Origin of the sequence: Saccharothrix deserti (assembly GCF_009769385.1) — a bacterium.
GTDB lineage: Bacteria > Actinomycetota > Actinomycetes > Mycobacteriales > Pseudonocardiaceae > Actinosynnema > Actinosynnema deserti.
Genome location: NZ_VKAB01000002.1, coordinates 21,243 through 41,555, shown reverse-complemented (window position 1 = coordinate 41,555; position 20,313 = coordinate 21,243). Strand labels below are relative to the sequence as shown.

General features: G+C 70.5%; 19 protein-coding genes. 8 read left to right on the top strand and 11 right to left on the bottom strand.

Annotated elements, in window-relative coordinates:
- Nucleotides 1-7 precede the first annotated feature (7 nt).
- The 5 genes from FM051_RS14810 to FM051_RS14790 all read right to left on the bottom strand — a co-directional run bounded on the left by FM051_RS14810 (nucleotide 8) and on the right by FM051_RS14790 (nucleotide 5,009).
- Entirely contained in the window at nucleotides 8-1,198 is a 1,191-nt protein-coding gene (locus FM051_RS14810; protein ID WP_202918844.1) for an MFS transporter, read from the bottom strand.
- A 64-nt stretch (nucleotides 1,199-1,262) separates the two neighbouring features.
- The gene (locus FM051_RS14805) at nucleotides 1,263-2,504 is read right to left on the bottom strand and encodes a class I SAM-dependent methyltransferase (RefSeq protein ID WP_158843543.1); all 1,242 of its coding nucleotides are present in this window, start codon (nucleotides 2,502-2,504) and stop codon (nucleotides 1,263-1,265) included.
- Complete coding sequence (locus FM051_RS14800; protein ID WP_158843542.1) at nucleotides 2,501-2,953, bottom strand: cupin domain-containing protein; 453 nt, start codon at nucleotides 2,951-2,953, stop codon at nucleotides 2,501-2,503. Before FM051_RS14800 ends, FM051_RS14805 begins: the two co-directional genes overlap by 4 nt.
- Nucleotides 2,954-2,979: 26 nt before the next feature.
- The gene (locus tag FM051_RS14795; protein WP_158843541.1) at nucleotides 2,980-4,005 is read right to left on the bottom strand and encodes an NAD-dependent epimerase/dehydratase family protein; all 1,026 of its coding nucleotides are present in this window, start codon (nucleotides 4,003-4,005) and stop codon (nucleotides 2,980-2,982) included.
- Nucleotides 4,006-4,067: 62 nt separating this feature from the next.
- On the bottom strand, nucleotides 4,068-5,009 hold the full coding sequence (locus FM051_RS14790) for a Gfo/Idh/MocA family protein (RefSeq protein WP_158843540.1): 942 nt from the start codon (nucleotides 5,007-5,009) through the stop codon (nucleotides 4,068-4,070).
- Between the two features lie 241 nt (nucleotides 5,010-5,250).
- Here FM051_RS14790 and glgA point away from each other — a divergent pair, with 241 nt between their 5' ends.
- Both glgA and FM051_RS14780 read left to right on the top strand, forming a co-directional pair.
- A complete protein-coding gene (glgA, locus tag FM051_RS14785; protein WP_158843539.1) occupies nucleotides 5,251-6,420 on the top strand; it encodes a glycogen synthase in 1,170 nt (389 codons plus the stop codon).
- Nucleotides 6,417-7,658 carry a CehA/McbA family metallohydrolase gene (locus FM051_RS14780; protein ID WP_158843538.1) on the top strand — a complete coding sequence of 414 codons (1,242 nt, stop codon included), beginning with the start codon at nucleotides 6,417-6,419 and terminating at the stop codon, nucleotides 7,656-7,658. The genes glgA and FM051_RS14780 overlap by 4 nt, the downstream gene beginning before the upstream one ends.
- Before the next feature lie 71 nt (nucleotides 7,659-7,729).
- Here the strand turns inward: FM051_RS14780 and FM051_RS14775 are convergent, their stop codons facing one another.
- Together FM051_RS14775 and FM051_RS14770 are read right to left on the bottom strand one after the other, a co-directional pair.
- Nucleotides 7,730-8,932, bottom strand: a complete 1,203-nt coding sequence (locus FM051_RS14775) for a hypothetical protein (protein WP_158843537.1) — start codon at nucleotides 8,930-8,932, stop codon at nucleotides 7,730-7,732.
- The gene (locus FM051_RS14770; RefSeq protein WP_158843536.1) at nucleotides 8,929-10,440 is read right to left on the bottom strand and encodes an alkaline phosphatase D family protein; all 1,512 of its coding nucleotides are present in this window, start codon (nucleotides 10,438-10,440) and stop codon (nucleotides 8,929-8,931) included. The genes FM051_RS14775 and FM051_RS14770 overlap by 4 nt, the downstream gene beginning before the upstream one ends.
- A 378-nt stretch (nucleotides 10,441-10,818) precedes the next feature.
- Here FM051_RS14770 and FM051_RS14765 point away from each other — a divergent pair, with 378 nt between their 5' ends.
- Nucleotides 10,819-11,136 (top strand): GYD domain-containing protein, encoded by a 318-nt coding sequence (locus tag FM051_RS14765; RefSeq protein ID WP_158843535.1) that lies wholly within the window; start codon nucleotides 10,819-10,821, stop codon nucleotides 11,134-11,136.
- Nucleotides 11,137-11,143: 7 nt separating this feature from the next.
- Here FM051_RS14765 and galK read toward each other — a convergent pair whose 3' ends face one another.
- Nucleotides 11,144-12,265, bottom strand: a complete 1,122-nt coding sequence (gene galK, locus FM051_RS14760) for a galactokinase (RefSeq protein ID WP_158843534.1) — start codon at nucleotides 12,263-12,265, stop codon at nucleotides 11,144-11,146.
- On the bottom strand, nucleotides 12,262-13,263 hold the full coding sequence (locus tag FM051_RS14755) for a LacI family DNA-binding transcriptional regulator (RefSeq protein ID WP_158843533.1): 1,002 nt from the start codon (nucleotides 13,261-13,263) through the stop codon (nucleotides 12,262-12,264). Before FM051_RS14755 ends, galK begins: the two co-directional genes overlap by 4 nt.
- A 177-nt stretch (nucleotides 13,264-13,440) precedes the next feature.
- On the opposite strand from FM051_RS14755, the gene FM051_RS14750 reads away from it, so the two are divergent.
- Both FM051_RS14750 and FM051_RS14745 read left to right on the top strand, forming a co-directional pair.
- Nucleotides 13,441-16,164, top strand: a complete 2,724-nt coding sequence (locus FM051_RS14750) for an AbfB domain-containing protein (RefSeq protein WP_158843532.1) — start codon at nucleotides 13,441-13,443, stop codon at nucleotides 16,162-16,164.
- Nucleotides 16,165-16,208: 44 nt separating this feature from the next.
- Nucleotides 16,209-16,508, top strand: coding sequence for a hypothetical protein (locus FM051_RS14745; RefSeq protein ID WP_158843531.1), 300 nt, complete (start codon nucleotides 16,209-16,211; stop codon nucleotides 16,506-16,508).
- Here the strand turns inward: FM051_RS14745 and FM051_RS14740 are convergent.
- Complete coding sequence (locus tag FM051_RS14740; protein ID WP_158843530.1) at nucleotides 16,445-17,026, bottom strand: hypothetical protein; 582 nt, start codon at nucleotides 17,024-17,026, stop codon at nucleotides 16,445-16,447. The genes FM051_RS14745 and FM051_RS14740 overlap by 64 nt on opposite strands.
- A gap of 112 nt (nucleotides 17,027-17,138) precedes the next feature.
- Here FM051_RS14740 and FM051_RS14735 point away from each other — a divergent pair, with 112 nt between their 5' ends.
- The 3 genes from FM051_RS14735 to FM051_RS14725 are packed head-to-tail and all read left to right on the top strand — an operon-like array spanning nucleotide 17,139 to nucleotide 18,983.
- Entirely contained in the window at nucleotides 17,139-17,300 is a 162-nt protein-coding gene (locus tag FM051_RS14735; protein ID WP_158843529.1) for a hypothetical protein, read from the top strand.
- A 43-nt stretch (nucleotides 17,301-17,343) separates the two neighbouring features.
- Nucleotides 17,344-18,348, top strand: coding sequence for a sensor histidine kinase (locus FM051_RS14730; RefSeq protein WP_158843528.1), 1,005 nt, complete (start codon nucleotides 17,344-17,346; stop codon nucleotides 18,346-18,348).
- Nucleotides 18,345-18,983: a response regulator gene (locus tag FM051_RS14725; RefSeq protein ID WP_158843527.1), complete on the top strand. Its 639-nt coding sequence runs from the start codon at nucleotides 18,345-18,347 to the stop codon at nucleotides 18,981-18,983. The genes FM051_RS14730 and FM051_RS14725 overlap by 4 nt, the downstream gene beginning before the upstream one ends.
- Nucleotides 18,984-18,996: 13 nt before the next feature.
- On the opposite strand, the gene FM051_RS14720 is transcribed toward FM051_RS14725, so the two are convergent.
- On the bottom strand, nucleotides 18,997-20,250 hold the full coding sequence (locus FM051_RS14720) for a S8 family peptidase (RefSeq protein ID WP_202918843.1): 1,254 nt from the start codon (nucleotides 20,248-20,250) through the stop codon (nucleotides 18,997-18,999).
- Nucleotides 20,251-20,313 lie beyond the last annotated feature (63 nt).

The window sequence follows — 20,313 nt, the reverse complement described above, 5'->3', positions numbered from 1 at the left end:
GGGCGGGTCAGCGGTCACCCTCCGGCGTCCTGGTGGCGGCAGCGGCGAGGAACGCCACCACCAACGCGGCCGGGACGAGCAGGAGAGCGTTCAAAATGCCGACCTCGCCCGCGAGCAGGCCGAGCACGGGCGGCCCGGCCAGGAACGCGGTGTAGCCCAGCGAACTCACCACGGAGACCCGGGCTGCCGACCGGGCCGGGTCTCCGTCGCCCGCCGCGCTGATCCCCACCGGGAAGCCCAGGGCCGCGCCCAGGCCCCACAGCAGTGCTCCGGTGACGGCGACGGCGGTCGAGCCGCCCAACAGCACGAGCAGCAGGCCGAGCATCGCCACCACCGCCGACGCGCGCAGCACCGTTGTCCGGCCGAAACGCCGTAGTGCCCATCCGCCGGTCAGCCTGCCGATGGTCACGGCCGTGACGAACACCGCGTAGGCCACCGCGCCGACGGTCTCGTCGACCTGATAGCCGTCGACGAACGCGATCGCGATCCAGTCGTTCGCCGCACCCTCGGTGAACGCGAAGCCGAGCACCAGCAGGCCGATCGCCAGCGTGCGCGGCTCGCGCCAGGCAGCCAACAGCCCTGATTTCCCCGCTGCCTCGCGCGCTCGGCGCCGCGCGGTGAGGAACCGCCTGCTGACCAGCACGAGAACGGACGACACGACAACAGCCAACACGAAGAGCTGCCCGGACAGCGGAATCCCCGCAGCCGCGCAGGCCGTGCCGATTCCCGCGCCCGCCATCGTGCCGACGCTGAAAACCGCGTGCAGCCTGGGCAGCAGCGAGGCTCCGGAATGCCGCTCGATGTCGACACCCTCGACGTTGATCGCGACGTCCCAGAGCCCGTTGCCCAAGCCGATCATGACCAGGCCGACCGCGGCGAGCGGCACCGACACCACGACGAGCCCCGTGCCGAGAACGCCCAGCCCCACGCCGACGGTCAGCCCGCCCAGCACGACCGCGGGGGTCGCGCCGACGCGGTGCACGACAGGCCCCGCGATGGGCAAACCCGCGATCGCCCCTCCGGAGAAGCAGAGCAGCAGCAGGCCGAGCTCGCCGGATGACAGCCCGAGGGTCTCACGGATGGCGGGCACGCGGGCGATCATGGCGGCGAACGCCACTCCCTTGACCGCGAACGCGACCGCCAGCGCCGTCCGGGCCCGTCGCAACGCGGTTGGCGCGACTTCGTCCACTTGTGTCATCGGCAGCTCTTGTCAGGCGTCTCGTCAGGCGTCTTGTCAGGCGCAAACGCGGATGTGCGACACATCAGCGCACGGTCAACTCGGGGAAAGGCACGATGAACATCCCGCCGCCGTCGGTGAATCCCGCTGTCCTGGCGGCGATGTCCGAGCCGAAGTTCCACGCGAACAGCACGCAGTAGTCGGCCGCGTCAGAGGTCAGCTTGCTCGACGGCCGGATCTGGATGCCCGAGCCCGGGACGTACAGTCCGATCTTCCTCGGGTTGTCGTCGGCGATCCAGTCCACGGCGCCGCCGATGCCCGCCTGGGACATGAGCGTGACCGCTCTGGCCGAGGCCCCGTAGCCGCAGATGCGCTTGCCCTTGGCGTGCAGGCCGCCGACCACGTCGCCCAGCATCGTGTTGACCCGCGAGACGCGGTCGGCGAACTGGCGCAGGAGACTGCCGTCGGTCAGCCCGGCCTCGTCCTCCCTGCGCAGGAGGTCCGCCACCCTCGGGCCGATGTCCGCCGGGGTGAGCGCGTCGGCGAGCCGCACCCAGCACCGGATCGATCCGCCCTGGGTGGGCACTTCCTCAACGTCCACGATGTCCATGCCGTGCCGGCTCACCGCAGCACGCAAGGTGTGCAGGGAGAAGTAGGAGACGTGCTCGTGGTAGATGAACTCGTACATTCCCTCGGCGGCCATGGGCAACAGGTGTGCGGCCTCGAACACGCCGTGTGACGTCGGTGTGAGCAGTCTGCGCACTCCGCGCAGTGTGCTGTTCAGATCGCCGACGTGCGCGAGGACGTTGTTCGCCAGCACGATGTCGGCCGATCCGAACTCGGCCAGGACACGCTCGGCCACCCGCTCGTCGAAGTGCTCCGGAAGTGTCGGAACCCCCGACTCCGTGGCCTGCCGGGCGAGTTCCACAGCCGGGTCGACGCCCAGCACACGCATCCCCTCGTCGGCGAAAGCGCGCAGCAGCGTGCCGTCGTTGGACCCGACCTCGACGACAGCCGAACCGGGTGGGAGCGCGTGTTTGGCGACGAGGGACGTGGCGAGCGCGCGGAAGTGCCGGACCAGCCCGGGAGCCGCGCCGGTGGCGTACTTGTAGTCGCGGAACAGCAGGTCGCGGGACACCCGGTCGGCCAGTTGCACCAGTCCGCAGGCGCCGCACCGGACCAGCCGGAGTGGGTAGGTCGCGGCGGTCCGCGCTTCCTCTGCGGTGACGGCGAGGGCGTTCGCGGGTGGGGTGGGACGCAGCGTCACGACCTCTTCGAGCGCTTGCGCCGAGCACAGCAGGCAGGAGTCCGGTTCACGGTCGGTCATGTCGCGTTCCGCAAGTGGGTGGGAGCGAGGATCAGCCGGTCGATGCCGGTCAGGTGGTCGGCGACCTCCGGCCTGCGCTCCATCGGCGCTACTCGGACGACCTCGCCCTCGTACTTGTCGCCCCTGCGGTCCCGGTCGGACAAGGCGACGAACACGGTGTCCGCGGCGAACACCGTGCAGTGGGAAGCACCGGGCGGGCTGATCACCGATTGACCGGGGCCGACCTCGGTCACCATGAGCGACTTGTCCAGACCTTCTTCGATGTAGATCATCAGACCTGACACGACGTACATCAGGTGGCTCTCGTTGACGTGGTAGTGGTTGCCGCGCACGGCGCCCGCGACCGACTCGATCACCATCGCCCCCGCCGCGGCGAAGGGCGGAAGGGCGATGATCCGGCCGCGGTCGTCGGCGTGCACGGCCTCGGGGAGAATGATCTGCTCGGACATTCCGTCCCTCCAGTTCGGCATCGCGGCTACGCCACGACGAGTGAGTCGACGTTCCACCGGAAGTCGGTGTCCAACTGCCCACCCGCGCGCATGGCGAGCAGGAACTCACGCCGGTCGGTGCCCGCCCACCCGTCCCGGGCCGCACGCATCCGCAGCTGCAACTTGCCCTGGTAGGCCTCCACGACCTCGCGCATCCCGTCGCTCACCGAGCAAGTCGAGGCGAACCCGCCGAACCTGTCCAGGAACTTGTCGAAGCACACCGCGTAGCTGCGGCTGTCCACAGCGGCGGTGTGTGAGACGGACACCGAGGGCACCAGGTCGCGTGCCATGTTCACCACTTCGGTGATCTGGTGGTTCTGGTCGGGGAAGCCGACGTTGAAGACCTCCCCGGACACCGCGGCGGGATCGGCGGCCAGGACGAGCGCGATCGCCCGCGCGGCATCGCGCACGTGCAGGAGCGGCCGCCAGAGTTCACCGGTTCCGTTGACCCGGACCGCACCCCAGCGCACGGCCGTTCCCGCGATGCGGTTCACCACGATGTCGCTGCGAAAGGAAGGCGAATCGCCGAACAGCGTGGCGAACCGCAACGCGACCGGGGCGAACGACTCACTCCGCAGAGCCAGCATCTCGCGCTCAGCCACGACTTTGCTCGCCGCGTAGGCCGTCTCCGGGGCCACCGGGTCGGTCTCGTCCAGCATTTCGGCGCCCGCGGCGGCACCGTAGACGCTGCACGAGGACGCGAGGACGTAGGTCCGCGCCCCCAACGCCCGCGCCAGCCGGGCCAGTCGTGCGCCCGCCTCGCTGTTGATCTCATGCGTGACCGACTCCGAGAGATCCCCGCACGCGTCGTTGCACATCGCCGCGAGGTTCACCACCGCGTCGCAGCCGTCGAGATCGACTCCGGTGACGTCCCGGACGTCCTGCCGGGGCTGCATCGGCACCGGGTCGAAGAACCCGGTGTCGAGCCCGACGACCTCGTGGCCGTCCCGCTGCAGCAGATCCTGCAGCACGCTGCCCAGATATCCGCGGTTGCCCGCCAGGAGCACTTTCATTCATTCTGCCTTTCCCCAGGATGAATAGCGCGCTCCGCGACATCGGCGAGCGCGATGCGACCTCAGTTCGGCGTCGCTACCGGCTGAATCTTGGAAACGAGCGCCACCAGCAGTTCGGTTGTGGACACATCGGATGGAATGAATGACGACCGCGGTTGACCCGGTGCCGCGACGGCGTCAAGAAAACTTCGGACCTGGTTCGCCAGCGGTTCTTCGGTCGCCTCGACGGCCAGACCGTTCCGCCTGTCGAGCAAATGTCGGTCAGTCCATTCGGCGACCAGGTCGTCACCATCGAACAGCGTGATCTGCTTGCGCCGCGGTATGCCGGGCCGAGTGGACACCTCGACCTTTCCGACGCCCGCCTTCAAAGGCAGTGCAGCCTCGATCGTACCCGTTCCCGATGGCTCTCGCGTGACGCGGAACCAGGTGTCCGCCAATAACGCCGGGTCGATACCGCCGCCCAGGAGATGGGCGATACCGAGTACGTGCGGGAAGTACTCCCAGACGATGTCGGAAGGCCCGGTGCCCGGCGCGGGTTTGTGCCACACCAGTCGCCAGTTCGGCGCCGCGGTGGTCGACACCAAGCCGGCCAGTGCCCGCAGGGTGGCGTCGTAGCAGTGCGTGTAGCCGGTGCGCAGGACCAGGCCGCGGGCTGACGCCTCGGCATCCGCCGACCGGGCGTCGACAAGTCGGGTCGCCGCGGGCTTCTCCACGAGAACGTGCAGATCCCGGCGGAGACACTGGATCACCAAAGGTCCGTGCGTCTGCCTCGGCGTCGCGATGACGACGCCGTCGAGATCATGGTCGAGCGCGGCCGGGAGTGACGTCGTGTGCTGTGTTCCCGGACAGTTCTCAGCCAGCCAATCGGCATTGTCGCCAATTCGCCGGGTATGGCAAACGACCAGCTCCGCGCCGAGTCGAGAAATTATCTCCGGATAGCGGCGACCCCATAGTCCAAGTCCGACGAGCGCCAGCCTGACTCTCTGGCCCCCCAGCTTTAGCACTACTCGCACCGCCCCTCAGTGAGCGCGAGATAACCCCCAACAAGACAGATTCGTTATGTCAAACGACGCTAGCTTCGAGACTAACGGCGACCTACCGCCAACCGGGTGACGCGCCCGAATCAGTGGTACCGCTCCCGGAGACGTTACACTCGGGTAAACATGTCATTGCTTCGAGGATAATGATCGTGGAGCCGCCGGACTCGCCCGCCTCCTCGCCCGCTGTCGTACATATCGTGGTGTCGTGCGAATCGGACTCCTGACGCGTGAGTATCCGCCCGAGGTGTACGGCGGAGGAGGGGCGCATGTGGGCAACCTGGTGCCGCGACTACGCCGCCTGATCGACGTCGATGTGCACGGGTTCGGGGAAAGGGCCGCCGACGATCCCGCCCACGTCCACCGCTACCAGTGGCCCGCCGCCGTCGCCGACGCGAACATGGCGCTGCGGACGCTGTCGGTGAACGCGGACATGACCGCGCGGCTGGGCGACGTCCACTTGGTGCACTCCCACACCTGGTACACGAACATGGCGGGCCACCTCACCAAGACCATGTACGGAGTGCCCCACGTGATCACAGCGCACTCGTTGGAGGTGCGCAGACCTTGGAAGGCCGAGCAACTGGACAGCGGTTACGGTGTGTCGTCTTGGATCGAGGACACCGCCTACCGCAGCGCGGACGCGGTGATCGCGGTGAGCGAGTGGATGCGCGGCGATGTCCTCGAGTGCAACCCCTACCTCGATCCCGAACGCGTCTTCGTCGTCCGCAACGGAATAGACACCGAGGAGTTTCACCCGACCGAGGAGCGGTCGGCCCTGGTCCGGTACGGGATCGACGTGGACCGGCCGTTGGTCCTGTTCGTGGGCAGGGTTTCCCGGCAGAAGGGGATTCTTCCGCTGCTCGCGGCGGCACACCGGTTCAACCCGGACGCGCAGTTCGTGCTCTGCGCGGGCGCTCCGGACACACCCGAACTCGCGGACGAGGTGGCACGGGCGATCGCCGAGCTGCGCACCGAACGCGACAGCGTGCTGTGGATTCCCGACCTGCACGACACCGCGGTCCTGCGTCAGCTCTACGCGGCGGCGACGGTGTTCGTCTGCCCGTCGGTGTACGAACCGATGGGCATCGTGAACCTGGAGGCCATGGCCTGCGGGACGGCGGTTGTCGCGGCAAAGGTCGGGGGGATACCGGAAGTCGTCGTACACGGCGAGACGGGAGTGCTGGTGCCGTATTCGGATGACAGCTACGTCGGCGAACTGGCCGAGTCGGTGAACGCCGTCCTCGACGACCCGGCCTGGGCCGCGGAACTGGGCCGTGCGGGCCGCAAGCGGGCCGGGGAAATGTTCTCCTGGACCGATGTGGCCCGCCGGACGGTCGATGTCTACCGGCGCGTCCTGAACGGGGACGCGCGGTGAGCGGCGATCCCACCCGAGCGCTGCTGATCGGAAAGCGGACCGGACCGGGGGCGCGCGACCGGTCGCGGCTCTTCCCGGACGGTCAGGACCGCCTGCTCCACGCCGATCTGCACAATCACACCCAGTTCTCGGACGGGGCCGGTTGGGCCGAGGACGCGTACGCATCGATGCGCGCCGCCGGCCTCGACGTCGCGGCCGTGACCGACCACGCGTACGGGATCTGCGAGCCCGCGAAGACCATCGACGACGCGGGCTGGCAAAAGCTGGGCGCCATCGCCGACGCGGCCGACGCACCCGGCGAGTTCGTCGCGATCCGCGGCTTCGAGTGGTCGAGCCCCTCGCTGGGGCACATGAATGTCTGGGGCTCCAGCACTTGGACGGAACCGCTGCCGCTGACCGCCGATGGCGTACCGGCGCAGCTCGCGATCGGCGACCCGGGTCCGCCGGACGATCCGGCCGCCATGGCCGAGTTCTACGAATGGCTCCGCGCCGACCCGGATCGGCGGGGCAAGGGCGGCGGGCTGGACGGCCTGATCGGGTTCAACCACCCCGGCCGGGAGGTGGGCCGCTTCGGGATCTTCCGCTACGACCGCGAGTTGGCCGAACGCATGGTCGCCTTCGAGATGTTCAACCGCGACGAGGACTACCTGTTCGAGCGGGTGGACACCGGTGAGGTGTCGCCGCTGGTGGAGTGCCTGGACAAGGGCTGGCGAGTCGGCCTGACGGGAGTCACCGACGAGCACGGATCGCACTGGGGGTTCCCGGAAGGCCTCGGGCGGACCGGTCTGTGGACCAGGGGGCGGTCCCGGCAGGCTGTGCGGGAGGCGATGCTGCGCAGGAGGATGTTCGCAACCCGGGAGCGCGGCCTGCTGGTCGACGGCGCCGCCAACGGACAGGCGATGGGCTCGCAGCTGGCCATCGATCGAGGCGATGTGGACATCGTGGTCCACTTCGACGGTGGCGCCGACTGGGTCGGGCACCCGCTGCGACTGCAGGTCCTGCGCACCGGGCGGCCGCTCCCGACCGTCGTCAGCGAGATGGACTTCACCGTGTCCGAGACCGGGCTGGTGTCGCTGACGGTACGACTGGACCGCGAGGCGGGCGACTGGGTGGTGGTGCGGGTGAGCGACCCGGCGCGCCCGGCCGACCGCCGGGCTGCCCCGTTCGCCGACTACCGCTCGGCAGGCCGGACGGTCGCCTACCTGAGTCCGTTCTTCCTGGTGCCCGCGCCCCGGTAGGACGCATCCGTGGCCGACATGCTCGCGGCGCGCTCCGGGGAAGGGGTGCCGGGCGCGCCGCGAGCATGACCTCACCAGGTGCTGTTGACCAGCCCGGTGCCGAGGTAGACCTGGTCGAACCCGTTGCCGTCGTTGTCGTCGGTGTAGACGACGGTGATCTGGCCCCACGCGTCGACGCCCAGCGCGGGCTCGTCCTGCCTGCCCGTCGCGGTGGACACGGTCGGCTGGCGCGGCAGCCTGCCCGCGACCGTGCCGTCCGGATTCAGGCCCTGCGTGTGCACGTCCGACGCCTCTACCCACGTCACCACGACGTTGAGCTGGTCGTCGATGCCGATCTGCGGGTCGGTTCCCGGCAGCAGCGTGTCGGCGGCCGTCCGGGCGGTCCCGGCGGCGTTGAACGACCGCGCGCCAACCTGTGCCGTGCCGGTGTGGTCGGTCTCCCAGGCCACCGTGAAGTCGCCGTTGAAGTTCGCCGCCACGACCGCCCGCCGCTGCTGCCCGTCACCGCTCACGTTGGCCACGCCCTGCGCCAGCTTCACGCCACCGGACGGGGTGAGGATCTTGCGGCCGACGTTGAAGAACCCGTTGCCGTCGCCGTCCTCGTCCCACACCACGATCGCGTTGCCCGCCGCGCCCATGGCCACGTCCGGCCGCTGGTGCGTGCCGCCGGTCGTGTGCACCTGCGCCTCGTAGGTCTTCGACGTCACGGACGCGAACCCGGCCACCCGCACGGTCGCGTTGACGCCGGTCTGCTTGTCCTCCCACGCCACCGCGAAACCACCCGTGTCGGGATCGGCGGCCACGGCCGGGTCGATCTGCTGCCCGTCGGCGTTCGCGTTGGCCCGCGCGGAACCGGTGACCGCGCCGTCGGTGCCGAGGACCCGCACCTGGATGTTGTAGTAGCCGTTGCCGTCGGGGTCATCGGCCCACACCACGACCGCGCTGCCGTTGTCGTGCACCGCGACGTCCGGCTGCACGTGCCGCCAAGTGGTGCCGCTGGTGCCGCCTTCGGACAGCTTCTTCTCGTAGCGGGACACGCCGTCCTTGAACATGCGGACCCACACGTCGCTGTGCGCGGGGTCGGTGGGCGTCGCGTCGTCGCGGTCGTCCTCCCACACCACGGCGGTCCAGCCGTTGCGCACCGCGGACACGGCGGCGTTGTCCTGGTCGCCGGTGGCGGTGCTGTTCACGGCGGTCCACGTGGCCGCCGCAGACGCGGTGCCGGCGCCCAGCAGCATGAGCGCCGCCGCGATCACGATCGTCAGTTTTCTCATGGCGCCTGCAATCCCGGGTTGCCTGCCTGGATGACGTAGCTCTGCAACGTCCTGATCGGGTAGTCGCGCGCGGTGACCCGGTCGACGAAGCGGAAGTCCACGTTCATCTGGGTGGGGGAGGTGACGGTGCGGACGTAGCCGCGCAGGTTCTTGAAGAACTTCACGTGCGGGTTGAGGGAGTTCAGGCCGGTGTCGGCCGCGTTGCCGTCGCCGCCGGACGTGATCGACGTGGTCACCAGTTCGGTGCCGACGATCCGGTCCTGGGTGCTGTAGTTGTTCATCAGGTTCGCCGCCCACGACCGGTGCACGTCACCGGTCAGCACCACGGTGTTGCGCAGGCCCGCCGCGTCCCAGCCGCGCTGCAACCGGCCGCGGTTGGCGCTGTAGCCGTCCCACGCGTCCATGGACTTCGCGCCGTCGGCGGAGTTCAGGCGTTGCGCGAAGAACACCTGCTGGCCGAGGAAGTCCCACGTGCCGAGCTTCTGCCGCATCCCGTCGAGGAGCCAGGACTCCTGCGTCGCGCCGATCAGCGTGCGGGCCGGGTCGTCGGCCTCCGGGCACACCTTCGAGCCGTCGCCGCACGCCTGGTCGTCGCGGTACTGGCGGGTGTCGAGCATGTGGAACGTGGCCAGGCTGCCCCAGCGGACCCGGCGGTACAGCTGCATGTTCTCCGCGACCGGCGCCTGTGCGGCGCGCAGCGGCATGTGCTCGTAGTACGCCTTGTACGCCGCCGCACGGCGGGCGCGGAAGTCGCCCGCGGGCGAGGAGTCGTTGCGCACCAGCTTGGCGTAGTTGTTCTCCACCTCGTGGTCGTCCCAGACGACCAGCCACGGCGCGGCGGCGTGCGCGGCCTGGAGGTCCACGTCCGTCTTGTACTGCGCGTGCCGGATCCGGTAGTCGGCGAGGCCGTCGATCTCGGTGCCGGGCGCGAACTTGCGCACCTTCGTGGTGGTCGCCGCGCCCTCGTAGATGTAGTCGCCCAGGTGCAGGATGAGGTGCGGGTTCTCCTCGGCCATCCGCCGGTACGCGGTGAAGTAGCCCTCCTCGAAGTGCGAGCAGGAGGCGAACAGCATGGTCAGCGCCGGGCTGGTGCCGGGCGCGGGCGCGGTGACGCCCCGGCCGACGGGGGAGATGTGCCCGGCGGCGCGGAACCGGTAGAAGTACTCGCGGCCGGGCTCCAGGCCGTCCACCTCGACGTGCACGCTGTGCGCCCACGTCTGCGTCGCGGTCGCCGTGCCGCTGCGCACGATCTGGGCGAACCGCTGGTCGGTCGCGACCTGCCACTCCACCGCGACCGAGGCGCTGGTCATGCCGCCGAGGCCGTCGGCGTTGAGCGGGCTCGGCGCGAGGCGCGTCCAGATCACGAAGCCGTCCGCGGCGGGCTCACCGGAGGCGACTCCCAGCGTGAACGGGTAGGAGATGGCGTTCGCGGTGGTGGGGGCGAGAACCGTCACGCCGGCGCTCGCGATGCCGCCGGCGATGAGCGTTCGTCGAGTCAGTGGGGACATCGGCTCTCCTTCCGTGCAGGGCCGGGAAGAACGCGTTTCGGGTACCTGCGTACACGGCGGAGGTGATCAGCGGCCATCCCCGACGTGTCCGGCCGATGGAGCGGGAGAGGCCTCGCCGGAGGTGGGATGACAGGCCCTCGCGAGACGATCGCGCCTCCGTTGCTGGTGAACGTCTGTCCAACTAGGAGATGTATTGGTTACCGATAAACTCGGCGAATGGGTCCGGCCCCGGCCGATGCGGAATTCCCATGGGAACCCGTGGGAACCCGTGGGAAAGAGGTCGTGCGTGCGGCCGGGGTTCGAGTGGTGATCACTCGACGGCGGACTTACCTTGCAGTGGGGGAGCGCCGGAACGACTTGTGACCGACGAGGTGCACCATGGCGAAATTCCTGATCCACGCCAAGTACACGCAGGCCGGCTTCCAGGGCGTAGTCAAAGAGGGCTTCGTCGCGCGTGAGGCCTACATCCGCAGCCTCGTGGAGTCCATCGGGGGGAAGGTCGAGGCGTTCTACTTCGCCTACGGCGATGACGACGTGATCGTCGTCATCGACGCCGACCCCTCGGCGGCCGCAGCTATGTCGCTCGTCATCAACCAGAGCGGCAGCGTCCAAATCCGCACGACCCCGCTGCTGACCGCGGCAGAGATGGACGAGGCGCGGACCAGGATCCCGGACTACCGGGTACCCGGCGCCTAGACCACAGCTACTCGACGCCCGCGGGGACGTGGTCCGCTCGGCGTGCCCCGGCCGCCGCGGTTGCGGTCCAGCAGTCCGGGGTGGTGAAGCCGCGTTCGGCGAACGCCGTGTGCACCGCCGTCGTGCACGCCTCCACGGCGGACTCCTCGACCAGCGCGATCACACATCCGCCGAAGCCGCCGCCGGTCATCCGGGCGCCCAACGCACCCGCCGAGAGCACCGCGTCCACCGCCACGTCCAGCTCCGGCACGGTCACCTCGTAATCGTCCCGCAGTGACGCGTGCGAGGCGGTCATCAGCGGCCCGATCTCGCGGATCCGGTCGGCGCGCAGCAGTTCCGCCACCTCCACGACCCGCCGGTTCTCGGTCACCACGTGCCGCACCCGGCGGGCCAGCCGGTCGGGCAGGTCGCGGTCGGCCCCGTCGAGATCGGCAGGGTCCAAGTCGCGTAGCGCGGGCACGCCCAGCAGCTCCGCCGCGCGGTGGCAGTCGCGCCGCCGTGCCGCGTACTCGCCGTCCACCAGCCGGTGTGGCGCCTTGGTGTCCACCACCAGCAGCGTGAGCCCGGCCGGGGCCAGGTCGAACGGGATGTGCTCGGTCGCCATCGTGCGCGTGTCGAGCAGCAACGCGTGCCGCTCCCGCGCCAGCAGCGACGCCGACTGGTCCATGATCCCGCACGGCATGCCGACGAACTCGTTCTCCGCCCGCTGCGCGATCCGCGCCAGCGTGCGGCGGTCCAGCGAGACACCGGACAGCTCGGTCACCGCCAGCGCGGTCGCGCTCTCCAACGCCGCCGACGACGACAGACCCGCGCCCAACGGCACCTTCCCGTCCACCAGCAGGCCGAACCCGCCGATCGGGTGCCCCGCCTCGCGCAACGCCCACACCACACCCGCCACGTAGGCGGCCCACCCGGTCACCACGCCTGGCGCGAGGTCGACCAGGCGGAGCTCGGCCACGCCGTTCGCCTGGCGCGACGCCACCCGCAGCACGCCGTCGTCCCGCCGCGCCGCGGTGATCCGCACGACGTGCGGCAACGCGATGGGCAGGACGAAACCGTCGTTGTAGTCGGTGTGCTCGCCGATCAGGTTGATCCGACCAGGCGCCTCGAAGACCCCGTCACGCGTCACGCGTCACCTCTCGTGCTCTCTCGAACCTCCAACGAGAACGGCGTCCGCACGTGCTCCGGCGGCCGTTCCGGGTCTTCCACGCGCCGTCGCAGCAGGTCCACCGCGGCCCGCGCGATGGCGGCCTTGTCCGGTGCGACCGTGGTGAGCGACGGCAGGCTGTACGCGCCTTCCTCGGTGTTGTCGAACCCGACGACCGCCACGTCGGCGGGCACGCGCAGGCCCCGCTCCACCGCCGCGCGCACCGCGCCGACGGCCAGCAGGTCGTTGAAGCAGAACACCGCGTCCGGCGGCTCGGCGGCGGCCAGCAGCCTCGTCATCGCCTCCGCGCCGTCCCGTCGGTGGTAGTTCAACGCGGTCGCCACCAGCTCGTCGCGCACCGGCAGGCCCGCCTCGGTCAACGCGAGCCGGTAGCCCTCCAGGCGTTGCGCGGCCGTGCCGCGGTGCGGGTGCGCGCCGATCGCCGCGATCCGGGTGCGGCCGAGACCGACCAGGTGCGCCACGGCCGCCCGCGCCGCCTCCACGTTGTCGATGCCGACGTGGTCCATCGGCAGGTCGACCGAGTGCTCGCCGAGCATCACCACCGGGATGCCGGGCGCCAGCTCGCCGAAGTCCCGCGCCTGCAACGCCTCCGGGCTCACGATCGCGCCGTCGATCATGTGCGGGCCGAGCGACGCGAGCGTGTCCCGTTCGCCCTCGCGGGTGCCGAGGGTCTGCTCGATCAGCACGTTCCACTCGTGCTCCTGGGCCGCGCCGAGCACCAGCCCGGCCAGCTCCGCGAAGTACGGCACGACCAGTTCCGGCAGCACCAGGGCGACGAACCCGGTCCGGCCCCGGCGCAGGTTGCGCGCGCCCAGGTTCGGCCGGTAGCCCGTGGTGACCAGCGCCTCCTCGACCCGGCGGCGGTTCTCCGGTTTCACGAACGCGTAGCCGTTGACCACGTTCGACACCGTCTTCACCGACACGCCGGCCAGCGCGGCGACGTCCTTGAGCGTGGCCAAAGCGGCGCCTCCGGGTCCTGGCCGAGGTGGGTCTCGGGAACGACCGGGATCGTAGCCGGCCGCCCGACCGCTTTACAACGTTGTATCAACGATGTAAGAACAGGAAGTGACCCAGGTCACCCAGCACCGGGTCACCCAGCACCACGTCACCAGCACCCTGCCGATCGTGGAGCCACCATGCGCAAGCTGTTGTCCGGGCTGACCGGACTCCTCGTCCTGAGCACCCTCGTCATCGCCCTGCCCGGCACCGCGTCCGCGGCCGTCTGGCAGCCCAAACCGGCGCCCCTGACCACGCCGTGGACCGGCCAGGTGTCACCGACCAACGCGTTACCCGAGTACCCGCGCCCGCAGCTGGTGCGGTCGGACTGGCTCAACCTCAACGGCGTCTGGGAGTTCACCGGCGCGCCGAACCTGTCCTCGCCGCCGTTCGGCCGGCCGCTCGCCGAGGGCGTGCTGGTGCCTTACCCGATCGAGTCCGCGCTCTCCGGTATCAAGCGGCACGAGGACCACATGTTCTACCGCCGCACGTTCACCGTCCCGGCCGGCTGGAACGGCCGCCGGGTGAAGCTCAACTTCGGCGCGGTCACCTGGGAGACCCGCGTCTGGGCCAACGGCGTCGCCGTCGGCACGCACACCGGCGGGTTCGACGCGTTCTCGTTCGACATCACCAACGCCCTGCGCGGCGGCGTGAACGAGGTGATCGTCGGCGTGCGGTCGACCGTGGACGGTGCTTCGCATCCGATCGGCAAACAGCGACGCGATCCGAGCGGCATCTTCTACACCGCCGCGTCCGGTATTTGGCAGACGGTATGGCTGGAACCGGTGGCGGCCAACCACATCACGCGCCTGGACACCACCCCGGACGTCGCGGCGGGCGTGCTCGACCTGGTCGTGCGGGGCACGGCCGGTCAACGAGTGCGCGCCGAGGTGCTGTCCGGCGGTCGGGTCGTCGGCACGGCTGTCGGCAGGACGGGCGCTCACCTGCGGGTGCCCGTGCCCGACGCCCGGTTGTGGTCGCCGGACGACCCGTTCCTCTACGACCTGCGGGTCACCATGGGCGGCGACGTGGTCAAGGGCTACTTCGGCATGAGGTCGCTGGGCAAGGCGGTGGTCGGCGGCGTGATGCGCCCGCTGCTCAACGGCGAGTTCGTGTTCCAACTCGGCACCCTGGACCAGGGCTACTGGCCGGACGGCATCTACACCGCGCCCACCGACGCCGCCCTGCGGTTCGACCTGGAACGGCAGAAGGCGCTCGGCTTCAACATGGTCCGCAAGCACATCAAGGTCGAACCCGCCCGCTGGTACTACCACGCCGACCGGCTCGGCCTGATGGTGTGGCAGGACATGCCGTCGCTGGACGCGGTCGACGACGTGCCCAACGGGCGCACCCACTTCGAGTCCGAGTTGCGGCGGATGATCGACCAGCTCAAGGGCATCACGTCGATCGTGCAGTGGGTGCCGTTCAACGAGGGCTGGGGCGAGTACGACGCCGGCCGGATCGTGGACCTGGTCCGCTCGATCGACGACACCCGGCTGATCAACCACAACTCGGGCTCCAACTGCTGCGTCTCCGACCCCGATCCGGGCAACGGCGACATCATCGACGACCACGCCTACCAGATGTCCAGTGGCACGCGGCAGCCCGACGCGAACCGGGTGGCGGTGCTCGGCGAGTTCGGCGGGCTGGGCCGGCGCGTCGTCGGCCACGAGTGGCAGCCGGGCGCGGGGTTCGCGTACGGCGAGCTGTTCCCCGACGAGACGTCGTTGACCAACCGGTACGCGGAGATCACCGAGGAGGTCGGCCGGTTCGTGCACACGCGCGGGCTGTCCGCGTCCGTCTACACCGAGCCCTACGACGTGGAGAACGAGGTCAACGGCTTCTACACCTACGACCGGCAGGTGCTGAAGGTGTCCGAGGCGCGGGTGCGGGAGGTCAACCGGCGGGTGCTCGCGCTGGCCGCCGGCACCGAGGTCGGGCGCGGCGAGGCGATCTCGCTGCGGGTCACCACGGCCGGTTTCACGGACCGGCACCTGCGGCACCGTGACGGCGTGGCGCGCACCGACGTGATCGGTGACGACACGGGCCGGTTGGACGCCACGTTCTGGGCCCGGCCGGGTCTGTCGGACGCGGCGTGCCTGTCGTTCGAATCGCGCAACTTCCCGGGACGGTTCCTGCGGCACTCCGCGTTCCGGGTGCGGTCCGAGGTGAACGACGGGTCGGCCGGGTTCGCCGGGGACGCGACGTTCTGCGCGCGTGCCGGTTCGGGCGGCACGGCGTTGGAGTCGCGCAACCTGCCCGGTCACTTCGTCCGGCACTACGCCGAGGGCGTGTACCTGGCGCGGTCCGGTGGGCCGAACCCGTGGGACGGCGCGACGGGCTTCGCAGCGGACACCACGTGGGCGGCGGTCGTTCCGCTGTGGCGCAGCGGCGCCGACCTGCCGCTGGACCAGGCGCGGTCGTTCCGGGTGACCACGCCGGGGTTCACCGACCGGTACCTGCGGCACCGGGACAGCCTGGCCCGGACGGACGTGGTGGACGCGGGCAGCCCGGACCTGCTGAAGGCGGACGCGACGTTCGTGGTGCGGCGTGGTCTGGCGGAGCCGTCCTGCTACTCGTTGGAGTCGCGCAACTACCCCGGGCAGTACCTGCGTCACGCGGCGTTCCGGGTGCGGCTGGCCCCGTCGGACGGCACCGACCTGTTCCGGAGGGACGCGACGTTCTGCGCCCAGCCGGGGACCGGTGGCGTGCGGCTGGCGTCGGTCAACGAGCTGGGTTCGAGCGTGCGGCACTACGCGGAGGAGGTGTGGGTGGCGGTGAACGGCGGCGCCCACGCGTTCGACAGCCCCGCGTCCTACGACGAGGACGTGAGCTGGGCCGTCACCGCGCCCTGGGCACCTTGAGTCCTTTGTGGACCCGCACGGTGGTGCTGCTACCGTGCGGGTCCATGAAGGGTCTGGCCGTGGTCGGTACGGTGCTGCTCTGCTTGTTCGCGCCGGTCGCCCTGGTGTACGGGCTGATGGCGTTCACGCCGACGGTCAGTTGCGAGCACTCGGTGAGGGGCGTCTGCACGTACGGGCAGCTGCCGATGGTCGTGGCGGCCGGCGGGACGGCGTTGGTGTGGGCGGTGGCGGTGGTGGTGACCTGGGCCGGCACCCGCGGCAGGCCGAGGGTGTTCGTGCCCTACGCGGGGATCGTGTCGATTTTGGTGCTGCTGTACGTGGCCGGTCGGCTCGCCGCCGGGTAGACCGATCGGGCCAGCCACACCAGCGTGCCGCCGACGATGACGTGCAGCGCGCTGGTCAGCGGCGTGTCCGGCAGGCGTGCGGCGAAGGTGAAGAGCGGCAGCGCGATCGCGTAGGTCCACACCGGAACGGGCGGGTGGGCGCGGGATCTGAGCATGCCCACCGCGAACAGGACCGTGCCGACCGCGAAGACCAGGGCGCTGGCCGAGAGGACGATCTTGGTCGGGGCGGCGAGCACCGGTTGGTCGAGGTGGAACAGGACGACGTTCAACGCGTACGCCGCCGCGCCGAACAGGCCGAGGCCCAGGAAGTTCACCACGTAGCCGACGGTGCCGAGCGTGGTGCGCGGCTGCTTGAGGTAGAGGGCCGTGAGCAGCGGGGCGGCCAGGGCGGGCGACACACCGATCACCAGACTCGTCGCGGTCGTCTCCCCGACAAACCCCTCGACCGCTCCCGGCAGGGCGATGAACAGGCCCGACAACGCGCCGCTGACGGCGCCGAAACGCAGCAGGAAGGTCATGGCGGCGACGTTATCGGCGCAGGTCACGGCACCGGGAGTGCCGGGCGGCCAGACTTGGGGGTGCCGATCGGCACGTGCCGGGTGACGCCCTGGCGATCGGTACGGTGGCCCGGTGCGCGTGGTGCGGCTGACGGCCGGTGACGGGGTGTTGTTGGACGCGGCCGTGCGGAGGTTCCGCGGTCTCGAAGGCGTCGCCCACCGGCCGTTCCTCGACGACCCGGCGACTGGCTGTGCGCTGATCGGCCGCGCGTTGACTGGCCTGGCTGTGCGCTGATCGGCCGCGCCCTCAAAGGGGTTGCGGGACGTAGCCTGCCGGTGTGCGTCCTCTGTCGTGGTTGTCGCCCCTGCTGTGCGGGGCCGTGTTGGTGGCCGGCGGTTACGCGGGGCTGGCCGGGCTCGGGGTGACGCTGTGGGTGCCGTTCGTGCTCGGCCTCGCCGCGCTCGTCCTGGTCGACGTGGTCGGCTCGCGGTTTCCGGCGGCGGCGGTGTTGGCGGTTCAGGCCGGGCTGGTGGTGTTGGTCGCGTTCTCCGACGGGTCCGGGATGGCGCGGGTGTTGTTCCTGCTCCTGCCGTTCAGCGCCTACTTCGCGTTCGGGCGCGTGGTCGCGGTGGGTGTCGGGGCGGCGAGCGCGGTCTTCCTCGTGGTCGCCTTCCAGCTCACCGTGCCGGGGTGGGCGCGGTCCGTCGAGCACGTGTCCGACCTGCTGATGTTCGGCATCGGGCTGGTCCTGGCGTTGGCCATGGCCGAACTGTCGGCGGCGGCCGAGCGGAACCGGGTGGCGCGCGACATCCACGACGGTCTCGGCCACCACCTCACGGCGGTGTCGGTGCTGCTGGAGAAGGCGTCGGCGTTCCGCGACCTCGACCCCGAGGTGGCGGATCGGGCGATCGAGGACGCGCGTGAGTCGGCCCGGCGGGCGTTGGAGGACGTGCGGACTTCGGTCCGCGCACTGCGCGAGCCCTTCCGGCTGGCCGAGTCGTTGGCCGGGTTGACCCGTGGGCTCGGGGTGTCGGTCGACTGCACGGGTGACGAATCCCGTTACGCCCCGGCGGCTCTGCTGGCGCTCTACCGGGCCGCCCAGGAGGGGATCACCAATGCGATGCGCCACGCCCGGGGTTCGGACGTGCGGGTCACCGTCCACTGTGGACAGCGCGAAGCGCGGTTGGTGGTGGCCGACGACGGGCCCGGTTTCCCGCCGGAACGGGAAGGCTTCGGGCTGAACGGCCTGCGGGAGCGGATCGCGCAGGCCGGCGGGTCGGTCGAGGTCGTCGCGGGCGCGGGCACCCGGCTCACCGTGGTCGTGCCGAGGGGGACGGCGTGAGCGACGTGCGCGTGATCGTGGTGGACGACCAGCAGCTCATCCGGGAGGGCATCGCCGCCCTGCTCGACATCCAGCCGGGCATCTCGGTGGTCGGCACGGCCGGTGACGGCAGGGCCGCGGTCGACCTGGCCGTGAGCGAGGACCCGGACGTCGTCCTGATGGACGTGCGGATGCCGGTGCTGGACGGTATCGACGCGCTCGGCGTGCTCCGACACCGAAATCCGCGCACGAGGGTGGTCATGCTGACCACGTTCGACGACGAGGAGTACGTGGTGCGGGCCCTGAGAGCAGGGGCGAGCGGCTACCTGCTCAAGGACCGGCCCGCGGTCGAACTGGCCGCCGCCGTCCGGCTCGCGCACTCCGGCGTCGTCCAGTTCGACCCGGCCGCGGCGGCTCGACTGGCGTCCGCACTGGGGCACGAACGCCAGGTCGCCGACGGGAACCTCGACCTCACCGATCGCGAGGTGGACGTGCTGCGGTTGGTCGCCACCGGCTCCACCAACCGGGAGATCGCCGGACGCCTCCACCTGAGCGAGGGCACGGTGAAGAACCACGTCTCCCGCATCCTGGGCCGGCTCGGCCTGCGCGACCGCACGCAGGCCGCCGTCTACGCCCGCGACCACGGACTGCTGTGAGGGCCGCGCGACCTCAGACCGGGATCATGCCCATGAACAGCAGCAGGTTCGACGATCCCGCGCCCGGATTGGTGATCACGCCCGGTGTGGCGTTGGCCCGCAACGCCTCGGCCACGGCCACCGCCGAGTCGCCGGGGAACCGGTGCCGCCACAACGCCGCCACGCCCGCCGCGTGCGCGGACGCCGTGGAGCCGCTGATGGTCGAGTACGCGTTGTCGGACGTGCCCCACGCCGACGTGATGTTCACGCCCGGCGCCCACACGTCGATGCACGGCCCGTAGTTGGAGAAGCTCGCCTTCGCGTCGTTGACGTCCGTCGCGCCGACGGTGGTGGCGAGCGGCGTGCTGCCGGGGGAGTAGTTGCACGCGTTGGAGTTGGAGCCGCCCGACACGACCGAGTAGTGCACGTTCGCGTTGATCGACGCGGTGATGGCGTCGTTGAACGCCTGGTGCAGCCCGCCGCCGGGGGTCATCAGCGCGACCGCCTTCTTGCCGCTGGCCGCCGCGTCGCTGGTCGCCCAGTCGATACCCGCGATGATCTGCGCGTACGTGCCGGAGCCCTGGTAGTTGAGCACCCGCACGGACACCAGGGTCACGTCCTTCGCCACACCGGTGGTCTGCCCGCCGACCGTGCCCGCCATGTGCGTGCCGTGGCCGTTGCAGTCGTTGCCGGGCGGGTTGACGCCGCCGACGGTGTCCAGGCCGGGCACGGCCGCGCCGTTGAACTCCTGGTGGGAGTACCGGATGCCGGTGCCGAAGATGTACGCCCGCACGGTGGAGGCGGTGTTCGGGTGGAAGTACTTGGTGTCCAGCGGCAGGGAGCGCTGGTCGATCCGGTCCAGGCCCCACGACGGCGGGTTCGGCTGCACGACCACGGCCTGCGCGGTGACGTCCTGCGCGGTGACGTCTCGCGCGGTGACGTCTCGCGCGGTGACGTCCTGCGCAGTCAGATCGTGGGGCGCCAACCGCACCCGCACGTCCTGCGCGACGTAGGCGACGCGCGGATCGGCGGCGAGCCGCCTGGCCTCCTTCGCGCTCGCCCGCACCGCGAACCCGGCCAACGCCGACCGGTAGGTGAACGTGACGCCGGTTGCGGCGGACCGGGCGGCGGCCAGGTCCTCGTGCCGCTTCAGCACCACGATGTAGCTGTCCGCCACGGCCTGCGGGTGCCCGCTGTAGAGCACCGCGCCGACCGGGGCGGCGTGCGCGGGCGCGGCGACCAGCCCGGATAACAGCGCGCTCGCCACCGCCACGTGTCTGATCTTCACAGCTCCTCCAACATGCAGGGGGTCGTCGGGGAACGTGCTCGACGTGCCCCTGAACCACAGCAC